Genomic DNA, 12178 nt, shown 5'->3' with positions numbered 1-12178 from the left:
GCACTCAGCCGGATAGCGCGGCCACCAGCACCGGCGTGACCTGCTCCACCTGCCACGGCCGAGCCCCGAGTCCCGCGAGCGTGCCCCCGACCGACTCCGCGTCGAGGGGAACCGGCGGCTCCCAGCAGACCCTGCGCACCGTGTCCGGGGCGATCAGGTTCTCCTGGGGCATGGCGAGCTCCTCGGCCAGCGCGGAGACCGCGGCCCGCGCCGCCGACAGGCGGGCGGCGGCCGCGGGGTCCTTGTCGGCCCACGCCCGGGGCGGCGGAGGCCCGGCCACCGGCTGCCCCGGCTGCGGCAGCTGGGACTCGCTGAGCCCCTTCGCCCGGTCGACGGCCGCCTGCCACTGCTCCAGCTGCCGCCGGCCCATGCGGTGCCCGAAGCCGTTCAGCGCGGCCAGCGCGTGCACATGGGCGGGAAGCGCGAGCGCGGCCTCCACGATGGCCGCGTCCGAGAGCACCTTGCCCGGCGAGACGTCCCGCCGCTGGGCGATCCGGTCCCGCGTCTGCCACAGCTCCCGGACCACCCCGAGCTGCCGCCGCCGGCGCACCTTGTGCATGCCGGACGTACGGCGCCAGGGGTCCTTGCGGGGCTCCGGCGGCGGGGCGGACGCGATCGCGTCGAACTCCTGCCGGGCCCACTCCAGCTTGCCCTGCCGGTCCAGCTCCTTCTCCAGCGCGTCGCGCAGGTCGACGAGGAGCTCGACGTCCAGGGCGGCGTACCGCAGCCAGGGCTCGGGCAGCGGGCGGGTCGACCAGTCGACCGCGGAGTGCCCCTTCTCGAGGACGAAGCCCAGCACGCCCTCGACCATCGCGCCGAGGCCGACCCGCGGGAACCCGGCGAGCCGCCCGGCCAGCTCGGTGTCGAACAGACGCGTCGGCACCAGACCTATCTCGCGCAGACAGGGCAGGTCCTGGGTGGCGGCGTGCAGCACCCACTCGGCGTCGGAGAGGGCCGCGCCGAGCTCCGAGAGGTCCGGGCAGGCCACGGGATCGATCAGCGCGCTGCCGGCGCCCTCGCGGCGCAGTTGCACCAGATAGGCGCGCTGTCCGTAGCGGTAGCCGGAGGCGCGCTCGGCGTCCACGGCGACGGGGCCGCGGCCGGCGGCGAAGGCGGCGATGGTCTCGGCGAGGGAGGCCTCGTCGGCGATCACGGGCGGAATGCCCTCGCGCGGTTCGAGCAGAGGTGTCGGCTCGGATGTCGGCTCAGGTGTCGGCGCCCCGGAAACAGGAGAAGCAGTAGATCCGCCGTCGTCCGGAGGGGCGCCTCCGGTGGTTCGCAGTGAACTGGCTGCTGCGGTTTCTTGGGCGTCGGTCACCTGTCAAGGGTATCCGTGTGTGGACGGGACCCGCCGACGGAACGTTCCGTCGGCGGGCGCCCCGGGGTCGTAAACCAGTCAGGGCAGGGAGGGAATCGGGAAGGAATCGGAAAGTGGTCAGTGGATGATGCCGGTCCGCAGGGCCACCGCGACCATCCCGGCGCGGTCGCCCGTGCCGAGCTTGCGGGCGATGCGGGCGAGGTGGCTCTTGACGGTCAGCGCGGACAGGCCCATCGAGACGCCGATCGCCTTGTTCGACTGGCCTTCGGCGACCAGGCGCAGCACCTCGACCTCGCGGCCGGAGAGCTCGCGGTAGCCGCCCGGGTGGCTCGGGGCACCCGGGGGGCGGCGGTGCAGACGGGCGGCCGCTGCTCCGATGGGGGCAGCACCGGGCCGGGTGGGGAGCCCGACGTTGGTGCGGGTGCCGGTGACGACATAGCCCTTGACACCGCCCGCGAGGGCGTTGCGCACGGCGCCGATGTCGTCGGCGGCGGAGAGGGCGAGTCCGTTGGGCCAGCCCGCGGCGCGGGTCTCCGAAAGGATGGTGAGACCGGAGCCGTCGGGGAGGTGGACGTCGGCGACGCAGATGTCGCGGGGGTTGCCGATGCGGGGACGAGCCTCCGCGATGGACGAGGCCTCGATGACGTCGCGCACACCGAGGGCCCAGAGATGTCGGGTGACGGTGGAACGCACGCGCGGGTCGGCCACGACCACCATCGCGGTGGGCTTGTTCGGGCGGTAGGCGACCAGGCTTGCGGGCTGCTCGAGGAGAACGGACACCAGGCCTCCTGGGTGGGGGACGGAGCCGGTTCGGGGGGCTTGTGGGGAGAGAGCCGGGACGAACCGTGCTTTCAAGGTCACAGTCGTCTTCGGCAGCGGACCCGGCGTCCTTTAGAAAATGATCACGATCTAGTGAGTAACAATACGTGCAATTCGGACACGCGATCGATCATCCGAAGATCGAATCGGTTTGGGTGTATGTCGTACGGGATCGAAAGTGGCCGTATCGACAAAGAGATGGTCAATGAGGACGGCCAAACGGGTCGGTCGCCGTTTCCCGGCGACCGATACACCTGTATGAGTTACATCCGTCAGCGCGGCTGCGGCCCCCGCCGCTGCGGCAGCGTCACCACCGACGCGTCCCCCGGGCCGGCCGGCGGCAGCCCCGCCACCTGGGCCAGCAGATCGCACCAGGACGCCAGATGCGCCCCCGAGTCCGGCACCCCGCCCAGCCCCTCACGGGGCGTCCAGGAGGCCCGGATCTCGATCTGCGAGTTCGCCGGGCGCTCGGCCAGACCACCGAAGTAGTGCGAGCTCGCCCGCGTGACCGTCCCGCTCGGCTCGCCGTACCCGAGACCGCGCGCCTGCAGCGCCCCGGTCAGCCAGGACCAGCACACCTCCGGCAGCAGCGGATCCGCGGCCATCTCCGGCTCCAGCTCGGCCCGGATCAGGGTCACCAGCCGGAACGTGCCGCGCCAGGCGTCGTGCCCGTCCGGGTCGTGCAGCAGCACCAGCCGCCCGTCGGCCAGATCCTGCTCACCGTCCACGACGGTCGCCTCCAGCGCGTACGCGAACGGGGCGAGCCGCTTGGGCGCCGGGGCCGGCTCGACCTCGATCTGCGGCCGCAGCCGCACAGCCCTCAGCGCGTCGACGGCGGCCCGGAACGGCAGCGGTGCCGACCTGCTCCCATCGCGGTCCCCCTCGTTCGCCTCGTCCATCCCGCCAGCGCCGTCCGACAGTCGTCCCTGAGCCGCAGCCATGCGGGGAAGATTAAGGGGAACTGCGGCCTCGTGCAGGGCATGACACCCGCCCGGAGGTCACGGGCGGCTGCGCGCTGGGCGAACACGCGCCCCGGCCGCAAGGGCCGAACGGGTATGTCCGGGGCACGGCAGGGGGCGGCGTCGGCGCCCGCGGCGCCGTGCGAGACTTGCCGACGTGAGCCTGAACGAGAGCCCTGCGGGCCGGCAGCCGACAGCGACGTACGACAGCGCCTTCCTGAAGGCGTGCAGGCGCGAACCCGTGCCGCACACGCCCGTGTGGTTCATGCGGCAGGCCGGACGCTCCCTGCCGGAGTACCGCAAGGTCCGCGAGGGCATCCCGATGCTCGAGTCCTGCATGCGGCCCGACCTGGTCACCGAGATCACCCTCCAGCCGGTGCGCCGGCACAACGTGGACGCGGCGATCTTCTTCAGCGACATCGTCGTCCCGCTCAAGGCCATCGGCATCGACCTCGACATCAAGCCCGGCGTCGGCCCGGTCGTCGAGCACCCGATCCGCACCCGCGCCGACCTCGCCCGGCTCCGCGACCTCACCCCCGAGGACGTCTCCTACGTCACCGAGGCCATCGGCCTGCTCACCGCCGAGCTCGGTGCCACCCCGCTGATCGGTTTCGCCGGCGCGCCTTTCACCCTCGCGAGCTACCTCGTCGAGGGCGGCCCGTCCCGCACGTACGAGAACGCCAAGGCGATCATGTACGGCGACCCGCAGCTCTGGGCCGACCTGCTCGACCGCCTCGCCGACATCACGGCCGCGTTCCTGAAGGTCCAGATCGAGGCCGGCGCGAGCGCCGTCCAGCTCTTCGACTCCTGGGCCGGCGCGCTCGCCCCCGCCGACTACCGCCGCTCGGTGCTGCCGGCCTCCGCGAAGGTCTTCGACGCCGTCGCCGGGTACGGCGTCCCGCGCATCCACTTCGGCGTCGGCACCGGCGAGCTCCTGAAGCTCATGGGCGAGGCCGGCGCGGACGTCGTCGGCGTCGACTGGCGCGTCCCGCTCGACGAGGCCGCCCGGCGCGTCGGCCCCGGCAAGGCGCTCCAGGGCAACCTCGACCCGACCGTCCTGTTCGCCGGCACCGAGGCCGTCGAGGCCGAGACCCGCGAGGTCCTCGACACGGCCGCCGGCCTGGAGGGCCATGTCTTCAACCTCGGCCACGGTGTGATGCCGTCCACCGACCCGGACGCCCTGACCCGCCTCGTCGAGTACGTGCACACCCAGTCCGCCCGCTAGGGAACCGGGCGGAGAGAGCGTCCGCCCCGGCCCCTCACCACGTGTGCCGGGGCCGGGCCCGTCGGCCGAACAGCAGGCCCCGTGGCTCCGGTGGCGGAGGCGTGCCCGGCTTGAGGGGCCAGGCCAGGAGCATGCCCGCGAGGAAGCCCACGATGTGCGCCGCGTACGCCACGGTGCCCGCGTCGGAGACGCCCTCGCCGGAGGAGTACACCGCCTGGAGCACGAACCAGAAGCCCAGCACCAGCCAGGCCGGCAGCCGCAGCGGCAGGAAGACCAGGAAGGGGACCAGGACCCACACCCTGGCCTTCGGATACAGCACCAGGTAGGCGCCCAGCACCCCCGCGATCGCCCCGGACGCGCCGATCAGCGGGTCCGTCGAGTCGGCGTTCAGCAGCGCGAAGCCGTACGACGCCGCATAGCCGCAGGCGACGTAGAACAGCGCGAAGCGGATGTGGCCCATGCGGTCCTCGATATTGTTGCCGAAGATCAGCAGGAACAGCATGTTGCCCAGCAGGTGCAGCCAGCCGCCGTGCAGGAACATCGCGGTGAGGACGCTCAGCGCCGGGGACTTGTCGTAGTCCGGCGGGCCCAGCAGACAGCCGCCGCCGCGGACGGCTCCTGTCGGGACGATCTGGGGGAGCTGATGGTGGATCAACTCGCGCGGTACGGCCGCGTAGTGCTCCAGGAAGGCGTGCAGATGACACGTCTGGGCCAGGGTGCTGTCGCCGGCCACGGAGCCGGACAGGCCCGGCATGAACAGGAAGACGAGGACGTTCGCCGCGATCAGGGCGTACGTCACCACCGGCGTGCGGCGCACCGGGTTCACGTCATGGACGGGGATGACCACAAGGAAGTACTGCCCCCGATCCGTTCGGCGAATCGGTGAACACGGCTCCCGGCGGGCGCGTATGAACCGGCAACCGTCCGCGGCACGGGGAAGGCGGGTCGCGGGGACGACGTGAGGAACAGGCGATGAACGACCGAGTTACTCCTCCGATGCACGCCACGCCCGACGGCGAGGCGGAGATCGCACTGGTCATCAGGCTGCCGTGGGAGGACGTGGCGCGGCTCGGCCAGGAGGCCGGGCGGCTTGCTTCGCAGATGCAGCGGCCGGTGACGCTGGATGAGGCCGTTTCGCACCGGCTGCGGTCGCGGCCGGCCGCGGCTGCGCATGCGAAGCCGGCCGAGCAGCCCGCTGCGGCGCCGGTTTCTGCGTTGCCGCGGCTGAGCGGTACTGCGTAAGGAGCGTTGTCGGGTGCGGGTGCGTGGGGGCTGGTCGCGCCCACGCGGCGGAGCCGCAAAGGGACACAGCCCCGCGCCCCTGCGTTGGCCGCCCTCGCGGTCGGCTAAAAGTTCCGCACCTTTGCCGCCGCCTTTCGTGCCGCCACCAGTACCGGGTCCCACACCGGGCTGAACGGTGGGGCGTAGCCCAGGTCCAGGGCGGTCATCTGGTCGACCGTCATGCGTGCCGTCAGTGCCACCGCCGCGATGTCCACCCTCTTGCCCGCGCCCTCCCGCCCCACGATCTGGACGCCCAGGAGGCGGCCCGTGCGGCGTTCGGCGAGCATCTTGACCGTCATGGGGGAGGCGCCGGGGTAGTAGCCGGCACGGCTGGTGGACTCGATGGTGACCGTCTCGTACTGGAGACCCACCCTGCGCGCGTCCTTCTCCCGCAGGCCCGTGCGGGCGATCTCCAGGTCGCAGACCTTGCTGACGGCGGTGCCGACGACGCCGGGGAAGGTGGCGTAGCCGCCGCCGACGTTGGTGCCGATGACCTGGCCGTGCTTGTTGGCGTGGGTGCCCAGCGCGATGTGGCGCTCCTGGCCGGAGACCAGGTCGAGGACCTCCACGCAGTCGCCACCCGCCCAGATCGTCCCGTCGGCGAGCGGGCCGCGCACCCGCATCGCCAGGTCGGTGAGGAGACCTCCGTGCGTGCCGAGGGGCAGGCCGGCGGCCTCGGCCAGGGTGGTCTCCGGGCGGACGCCGATGCCGAGGACGACCACGTCCGCCGGGTACTCGGCGTCCTTCGTGACCACCGCCCGTACCCAGCCGTCCTCGCCGGTGAGCAGCTCGGTGACCTCGGCGTCGTCGACCATGGTGATGCCCAGGCCCTCCATGGCCTCGTGGACGAGGCGGCCCATGTCCGGGTCCAGGGTGGACATCGGCTCGCTGCCGCGGTTGACGACCGTCACCTCGTAGCCCCGGTTGATGAGCGCCTCGGCCATCTCCACGCCGATGTAGCCCGCGCCGACGACCACGGCCCGCTTGCCCCGCGCGCGTGTCAGCGTGTCGAGCAGCGCCTGCCCGTCGTCCAGCGTCTGCACCCCGTGCACGCCCCGCGCGTCCATGCCCGGCAGATCGGGCCGGATCGGGCGGGCCCCGGTCGCGATCACGAGTTTGTCGTACGACGTCCAGTACGTCGATCCAGCACCGGAATCGACGTCACGCGCGTGTACCCGCCGTCCGGCCACGTCGATCTCCGTGACCTCGGTGCGCAGCCGCAGGTCGATCCCGCGCGCGCGATGCTCCTCGGGGGTGCGGGCGATCAGGTCGTCCCGGTCGGTGACGTCGCCGCCCACCCAGTACGGGATGCCGCACGCGGAGAAGGACGTGAAGTGACCGCGTTCGAAGGCGACGATCTCCAGCTCCTCCGGTCCCTTGAGCCGGCGGGCCTGGGACGCCGCGGACATGCCCGCGGCGTCCCCGCCGATGACGACCAGTCGTTCCCGTCCTCGCATGCTCATGCGAACACGCTACGGGGGAGGCGTATTTCAGTCCTGCTCGGGCGTGCCCGGCGCACCCGCGGTGCCGGTCGAGCCCGCGGCACCCGCCGTGCTTGTCGTGCTTGTCGTGCTTGTCGTCTCCGGCTTCCGGCGGCGCGGCAGCCGCAGCCAGGCCAGCACCAGCAGGACCGCCGCCGCGAGGAACGGCAGCACCGCGCCGAGGACGACGGCGAGCCAGCGCAGCATCGTCACGAAGGCGTCCCAGCCGCCCGCCAGCGCGTCCAGGAACCCGGGTTCGTCGTCCTCGGCGGCCTTCTTCTCGGCCGGCTTCTCGGACAGGTTCAGCGTGATGGTGGCCAGGCTGGTGCGGTCCTTCAGGGACGCCTGCTGGGCGAGCAGCGCCTCCAGGTCGGCCTCACGGCTGCTCAACTCGCCCTCCAGGGCGACCACGTCACTCAGTTTGGTGGCGCGGTCCATGAGCTCGCGGACCCGGGCGACACTGGCGCGCTGCGACTTGATGCGGCTGTCGACGTCGACGACCTGGTCGGTGACGTCCTGGGCCTTCGCCGTGCGCTCCAGCAGCTTGCCCGCGCCCTGGAGGTCGGTGAGGACGTCGTCGTAGCGCTCGACGGGCACCCGCAGTACGACACGGGTGCGCTCGGCGCCTTCCTCGTCCCGGGTGGTGGTCTCGTCGCCGACGTAGCCGCCCGCGTTCTCGGTGGTGGCACGGGCCTCGTCGAGGGCCTTCGGCACATCCTTGACCTGCACGGTCAGGGAGGCGGTGCGGATGATGCGGTTCGCGGTGAGCTTCGGCGCCGAGGAGGCCTTGGAGCCGCTCGCTTCCGCACCCTGCTTGGCGTCCTCCTGGACGCCGGCGTCCCCGGCGGCCTTGGCGGCGGAGTCGGAGCTTCCGCCCGAGCTGGCGGCGCCGCTGCACCCGGTGAGCGCGAGGGCGGCGGCGAGCAGGATCCCGGCCACCGTGTGGACCGGCCGTACCGAACGTCGTGTGCGCATGTGGGCGTACCCCCCGAGGGTCGTGGTGACGACTGACGTTCCTTCGACGCCCGGGCCGGTCCGGACGTTGGGGGGAGTCGGTTCCGAAGCGGTCACGGTCGGGACTCGACAGGGCCACATGGCCCTGGCCGGGCTGTCGGTGGGGTCTGAGAGAGTGGGGGCATGAGCGCAACGGGTACGGCTGCGGGGCAGCACGTCGTCGTCATCGGAGCCGGGATCGCCGGTCTGGCCGCCGCCCACCGGCTGCTGGAGCGCGGGGCGCGGGTGACCGTGCTGGAGGCGTCCGGGCGGCTCGGCGGCAAGCTGCTGCCCGGCGAGATCGCGGGTGTGCGCGTGGACCTCGGCGCCGAGTCGATGCTGGCCCGCCGCCCCGAGGCGGTCGCCCTCGCGCGCGAGGTGGGACTGACCGAGCACCTCCAGCCGCCGGCCACCGCCACGGCCTCGATCTGGACCCGCGGCGCCCTGCGCCCCATGCCCAAGGGCCATGTCATGGGCGTCCCCGGCACCGCCGCGGCCCTGTCCGGCGTGCTCTCCGACGAGGGCCTCGCCCGCATCGAGCGCGACGCCGACCTGCCGCGCACGGAGGTCGGCGAGGACGTGGCGGTCGGGGAGTACGTGGCGGCGCGCCTCGGCCGCGAGGTCGTCGACCGGCTGATCGAGCCGCTGCTCGGCGGGGTGTACGCGGGCGACGCCTACCGCATCTCGATGCGCTCGGCCGTCCCGCAGCTCTACCAGGCCGCCCGGACCCACACCTCCCTGACGGAGGCCGTCCGCGAGCTCCAGGCGAAGGCCGCCGCCCACCAGCAGACCGGTCCCGTCTTCATGGGCATCGAGGGCGGAGTGGGCCGGCTGCCCCTCGCGGTCGCGGACTCGGTCCGCGCGCGGGGCGGCGAGATCCTGACCGGGGCGCCGGTGACGGAGCTGCGCCGAGTGGCCGCGCCGGCCGGGACCGACGCCACCGGCGGGCCGCCCGGCCACGCCTCCGCGGCGGCGCGGCCGCACGCGTCCTGGCGGGTCGTCGCCGGGGACCGCGTCCTGGCCGCCGACGCCGTGGTCGTCGCCGTTCCCGCGCCCGTAGCCGCCGGGCTGCTCGCCGCCGAGTCCCCGGCGGCCGCCGCCGAGCTGCGCACCGTCGAGTACGCCTCGATGGCCCTGGTCACCCTCGCCTACCGCCGCTCCGGCACCGCCCTGCCCGAGGGCAGCGGCTTCCTCGTCCCGCCCGTCGACGGACGCACCATCAAGGCGTCGACGTTCGCCTCGCAGAAGTGGGGCTGGATCGCCGAGGAGGACCCGGACGTGATCGTGCTGCGCACCTCCGTCGGGCGGTACGGCGAGACGGAGATCCTCCGGCGGGACGACGCGGACCTCGTCGACGTCTCCCGGCACGACCTGCGGGAGGCCACCGGCCTGGACGCCACCCCGCTCGAGACCCGCGTCACCCGCTGGACGGACGGTCTGCCCCAGTACCCCGTCGGCCACCACGCGCGCGTGGCCCGCATCCGCGAGCACGTCGCAAAGCTCCCCGGCCTCGCCCTGTGCGGCGCGCAGTACGACGGCGTCGGCATCCCGGCCTGCGTCGCGAGCGCGTACGCGGCGGTCGACCAGATCCACGGCGACCTGAGCGCCGTACGCGAGCTCACCGCCAACCCGGTGCAAAGTCTGCACGGCGGAGCAGGAGAATGAGAACCATGAGTGACGACGCCCCCACCACCGAGTCCGGCAGGATCCCGAACAAGGGCAAGCTGGCCAAGGACCTCAACGAGGTCATCCGCTACACGCTGTGGTCGGTCTTCAAGCTGAAGGACGTGCTGCCTGAGGACCGCACGGGCTACGCCGACGAGGTCCAGGAGCTGTTCGACCAGCTCGCCGCGAAGGACGTGACGATCCGCGGCACGTACGACGTGTCCGGTCTGCGCGCCGACGCCGACCTCATGATCTGGTGGCACGCCGAGACCAGCGACCAGCTCCAGGAGGCGTACAACCTCTTCCGCCGTACGAAGCTGGGCCGCGCCCTGGAGCCGGTCTGGTCGAACATGGCGCTGCACCGCCCCGCAGAGTTCAACCGCTCGCACATCCCGGCGTTCCTCGCCGACGAGACGCCCCGCGACTACGTCAGCGTCTACCCGTTCGTGCGCTCCTACGACTGGTACCTGCTGCCCGACGAGGACCGCCGCCGCATGCTCGCCGACCACGGCAAGATGGCCCGCGGCTACCCCGACGTGCGGGCCAACACGGTCGCCTCGTTCTCGCTGGGCGACTACGAGTGGATCCTGGCCTTCGAGGCCGACGAGCTGTACCGCATCGTCGACCTCATGCGCCACCTGCGCGCCTCGGAGGCCCGTATGCACGTCCGCGAGGAGATCCCGTTCTACACGGGCCGCCGCAAGTCGGTGGCGGACCTGATCGCCGGCCTCGCGTAGAGCGCCCCGAAAGGGAGCGGGGAACTGCGCGACCAGCCACCCACGGTCCGCAGTTCCCCGACGGCCTCACCTCCTCCTCACCTCTTCGACGCACTCGCCTTCGGCTCGGCGTGCCCCGCGCACGCGGCACGCCGGCCCGGCAGACGGCCCTCCAGCAGATACGCGTCGAGGTGCCCGTTGACGCACGGGTTGGCCCCACCCGCGATGCCGTGCGTACCGGAGTCCCGCTCGGTCACCAGCACCGACCCGGACAGGCGGCGGTGCATCTCCAGGGCCCCGTCGTACGGCGCGGCCGCGTCCCGCTCGGCGGCCAGGATCAGCGTCGGCGCCAGCTCACCCGGCCCGGTCCGCACGTCCAGCGGCTTCTGCCGGGCCGCCGGCCAGTACGCGCAGGGCAGGTTCGCCCACACGTTGTCCCAGGTCTCGAACGGCGCCACGCGCGCGAGCCGAGTGTTGTCCCGGTCCCACACCTTCCAGTCCGTCGGCCAGGGCCCGTCGTTGCACTCCACGGCCGTGTAGACGGCGGTGGAGTTCTCCGCCTCCGCCGCGGACTCCATGACCGGGCCGGCCTGCGCGATCAGCTCCTTCGGGTCGCCCTTCAGGTAGTCCGACAGCGCCTTCGCCCGGTGCGGCCAGTAGTCGTCGTAGTACCCGGCCTGCAGGAACGCGCTCTGCAGCTGCGCCGGCCCGACCTTCCCGCCCGCCGGCTCCGCGGCCAGCCGGGCCTGGGCCCGCTCATAACTGCTCAGCACCTTCTCGGCCGTGTCCCCCAGCCCGTACACCTTGTCGTTCTTGGCGACCCACTCCCGGAAGTCCGCCCAGCGGCTCTCGAACGCCATCGACTGGTCGAGGTTGTTGCGGTACCAGATCCGCTCGGGGTCCGGGTTCACCGCCGCGTCGAACACCATCCGCCGTACGTGCGAGGGGAACAGCGTGGCGTACACCGCGCCGAAGTAGGTGCCGTACGACGCGCCCATGAAGTTCAGCTGCTTCTCGCCCAGCGCGGCCCGCAGCACATCCAGGTCGCGCGCGTTGTTCAGCGAGTTGTAGTGCTGCAGGGCACTGCCGGCCCGCTGGGCGCAGCCGCGTGCGTAGGCCTTCGCCTCGGCGATGCGCTCCCGCTTGTACGACTCGGTGGGGTGCGTGGGCGCGGGGGAGGGGCCCTTGAAGTACTGCTTGGGGTCCTGGCAGGACAGGGGGGCGGAGCGGCCGACGCCGCGCGGGTCGTAGCCGACGAGGTCGTAGGCGGCGCCGATGCGCTTCCACTCCGGGAGCAGGCCGATCAGCGGGAAGTACAGGCCGGAGCCGCCGGGACCGCCGGGGTTGAAGACCAGTGAGCCCTTGCGGGGTACGCGGTGCTTGCTGTTGTGCGGGTCCCGGTGGGTGGCCCCGACCCGGCTGACGGTCAGTTCGATCTGTTTGCCGTTCGGGCGCGCGTAGTCGAGCGGGACGGCGACCGTGCCGCACCGCATACTGCCGGGCAGGTCCTGCGCGTCGGCGCACTTCCCGAAGTCGATGCCCTTCGCGGCGGCCCGGGCGGCGGCGAGCGCGACACCGGCGGGAACACCGCCGGCGCCCGGGGTGTCCGGGGTGCCGGGGAGGCCGCCTGCCGGGGCGGCGGAGAGGGTGGTCAGGAGCAGGGCTCCCATGGCCGAGTAAAGCGCGGCAGCTCTCATGCGTGTGTCCCTTCGGTGCACGGC

The 12178-nt window shown here is 72.7% G+C and carries 11 protein-coding genes; 4 read left to right on the top strand and 7 right to left on the bottom strand.

Translation table 11 applies throughout. The features are described 5' to 3' along the window. Window positions 1–4 precede the first annotated feature (4 nt). The 3 genes from ACIRF9_RS11825 to ACIRF9_RS11815 all read right to left on the bottom strand — a co-directional run bounded on the left by ACIRF9_RS11825 (window position 5) and on the right by ACIRF9_RS11815 (window position 3078). Complete coding sequence (locus tag ACIRF9_RS11825) at window positions 5–1318, bottom strand: HRDC domain-containing protein (protein WP_403819439.1); 1314 nt, start codon at window positions 1316–1318, stop codon at window positions 5–7. Window positions 1319–1435: 117 nt separating this feature from the next. Then, on the bottom strand, window positions 1436–2098 hold the full coding sequence (locus ACIRF9_RS11820; protein WP_189292051.1) for a response regulator transcription factor: 663 nt from the start codon (window positions 2096–2098) through the stop codon (window positions 1436–1438). A 311-nt stretch (window positions 2099–2409) separates the two neighbouring features. Further along, window positions 2410–3078: a DUF3000 domain-containing protein gene (locus ACIRF9_RS11815; protein WP_403819437.1), complete on the bottom strand. Its 669-nt coding sequence runs from the start codon at window positions 3076–3078 to the stop codon at window positions 2410–2412. 175 nt (window positions 3079–3253) lie between these two features. Here ACIRF9_RS11815 and hemE point away from each other — a divergent pair, with 175 nt between their 5' ends. Continuing rightward, window positions 3254–4321 (top strand): uroporphyrinogen decarboxylase, encoded by a 1068-nt coding sequence (gene hemE, locus ACIRF9_RS11810; protein ID WP_403819435.1) that lies wholly within the window; start codon window positions 3254–3256, stop codon window positions 4319–4321. A 34-nt stretch (window positions 4322–4355) separates the two neighbouring features. Here hemE and ACIRF9_RS11805 read toward each other — a convergent pair whose 3' ends face one another. Then, entirely contained in the window at window positions 4356–5168 is an 813-nt protein-coding gene (locus ACIRF9_RS11805) for a rhomboid family intramembrane serine protease (RefSeq protein ID WP_403819434.1), read from the bottom strand. A gap of 125 nt (window positions 5169–5293) precedes the next feature. Between ACIRF9_RS11805 and ACIRF9_RS11800 the strand changes: the two genes are divergently transcribed. Continuing rightward, entirely contained in the window at window positions 5294–5563 is a 270-nt protein-coding gene (locus ACIRF9_RS11800) for a hypothetical protein (RefSeq protein ID WP_403819432.1), read from the top strand. A 104-nt stretch (window positions 5564–5667) separates the two neighbouring features. On the opposite strand, the gene ACIRF9_RS11795 is transcribed toward ACIRF9_RS11800, so the two are convergent. Both ACIRF9_RS11795 and ACIRF9_RS11790 read right to left on the bottom strand, forming a co-directional pair. Continuing rightward, window positions 5668–7065, bottom strand: a complete 1398-nt coding sequence (locus ACIRF9_RS11795) for an FAD-dependent oxidoreductase (protein ID WP_403819431.1) — start codon at window positions 7063–7065, stop codon at window positions 5668–5670. A 27-nt stretch (window positions 7066–7092) separates the two neighbouring features. Further along, window positions 7093–8058, bottom strand: coding sequence for a DUF4349 domain-containing protein (locus tag ACIRF9_RS11790; protein ID WP_403819430.1), 966 nt, complete (start codon window positions 8056–8058; stop codon window positions 7093–7095). A 162-nt stretch (window positions 8059–8220) separates the two neighbouring features. On the opposite strand from ACIRF9_RS11790, the gene hemG reads away from it, so the two are divergent. Both hemG and hemQ read left to right on the top strand, forming a co-directional pair. Next, the gene (hemG, locus tag ACIRF9_RS11785; RefSeq protein ID WP_403819428.1) at window positions 8221–9741 is read left to right on the top strand and encodes a protoporphyrinogen oxidase; all 1521 of its coding nucleotides are present in this window, start codon (window positions 8221–8223) and stop codon (window positions 9739–9741) included. Between the two features lie 5 nt (window positions 9742–9746). Further along, window positions 9747–10478 carry a hydrogen peroxide-dependent heme synthase gene (gene hemQ / locus ACIRF9_RS11780; protein WP_403819426.1) on the top strand — a complete coding sequence of 244 codons (732 nt, stop codon included), beginning with the start codon at window positions 9747–9749 and terminating at the stop codon, window positions 10476–10478. A gap of 77 nt (window positions 10479–10555) precedes the next feature. Here hemQ and ACIRF9_RS11775 read toward each other — a convergent pair whose 3' ends face one another. Continuing rightward, window positions 10556–12154, bottom strand: coding sequence for an alpha/beta hydrolase (locus ACIRF9_RS11775; protein WP_403819424.1), 1599 nt, complete (start codon window positions 12152–12154; stop codon window positions 10556–10558). Window positions 12155–12178 lie beyond the last annotated feature (24 nt).

Origin of the sequence: Streptomyces sp. NPDC096132 (assembly GCF_044763345.1) — a bacterium.
GTDB lineage: Bacteria > Actinomycetota > Actinomycetes > Streptomycetales > Streptomycetaceae > Streptomyces.
Note: the sequence above shows the minus strand (reverse complement) of the source record. Positions and strands in the feature narration are given on the sequence as shown.

Excerpts from the sequence above, each read along its gene's own strand:
- ACIRF9_RS11815 (WP_403819437.1), bottom strand. The coding sequence starts at position 3,078 with ATGGCTGCGGCTCAGGGACGACTGTCGGACGGCGCTGGCGGGATGGAC.
- ACIRF9_RS11800 (WP_403819432.1), top strand. The coding sequence starts at position 5,294 with ATGAACGACCGAGTTACTCCTCCGATGCACGCCACGCCCGACGGCGAG.
- ACIRF9_RS11795 (WP_403819431.1), bottom strand. The coding sequence starts at position 7,065 with ATGAGCATGCGAGGACGGGAACGACTGGTCGTCATCGGCGGGGACGCC.
- ACIRF9_RS11790 (WP_403819430.1), bottom strand. The coding sequence starts at position 8,058 with ATGCGCACACGACGTTCGGTACGGCCGGTCCACACGGTGGCCGGGATC.
- hemG (WP_403819428.1), top strand. The coding sequence starts at position 8,221 with ATGAGCGCAACGGGTACGGCTGCGGGGCAGCACGTCGTCGTCATCGGA.
- hemQ (WP_403819426.1), top strand. The coding sequence starts at position 9,747 with ATGAGTGACGACGCCCCCACCACCGAGTCCGGCAGGATCCCGAACAAG.
- ACIRF9_RS11775 (WP_403819424.1), bottom strand. The coding sequence starts at position 12,154 with ATGAGAGCTGCCGCGCTTTACTCGGCCATGGGAGCCCTGCTCCTGACC.